At 70.9% G+C, this 584-nt stretch carries 1 pseudogene; it reads right to left on the bottom strand.

The features are described 5' to 3' along the window. Positions 1–551: pseudogene (locus tag ACLQ2W_RS33850) on the bottom strand (hypothetical protein); the annotation flags it as partial. Between the last annotated feature and the right edge of the window lie 33 nt (positions 552–584).

Genomic DNA, 584 nt, shown 5'->3' with positions numbered 1-584 from the left:
GCGGCCGCGGCCAGGTCACTGCCATCGGTAGCACCGTGGGTGAGCACCACCAACCGGGAACCCTCCGTGCCCGGATCAGCCAGCCAATCCTGAACCCACCCCAACACCAACGCGCTCGCCACGTGCGTAGCCTCGACAACACCCACAGCATCGCCCGCAGCCGGTAGATCGCCCGCAGCTGGTAGCTCGGCGACCACGACGGGGGGCAGCTCACCCTCAACCTGCCCATGCCATCCCCAGACCGTTTCGGTAACCGCCGGCGTGGTGTCGGGCTTCGTATCCGGTAGCGGCAGCCACTGCACCGTGAACAGTGACCGGGCCTCGTCCGGCACCCCGGCACCCAACTGCTCGGCGGTCACTGGTCGCAGCACCAGCGAGTCCGCGGTCAGGACCGGCTGGCCGGCGGTGTCGAACACCGCCACCGCGACACCGCTGTCGTCGGCGGGTGTCAGCCGGACCCGCAGCGTCGTCGCCCCGGTGGCGTGCAGCCGGACCCCGCTCCACGCGAACGGCAACACCGCCGCCTCGTTGTCGCCGAGCAGCCCGGTCAACCCGATCGGGTGCAACGCCGCGTCCAACACCGC

Source organism: Micromonospora sp. DT227, assembly GCF_049841835.1.
In the GTDB taxonomy this organism is placed as follows: domain Bacteria; phylum Actinomycetota; class Actinomycetes; order Mycobacteriales; family Micromonosporaceae; genus Micromonospora.
This window is presented reverse-complemented; position numbering and strand designations above follow the sequence as displayed.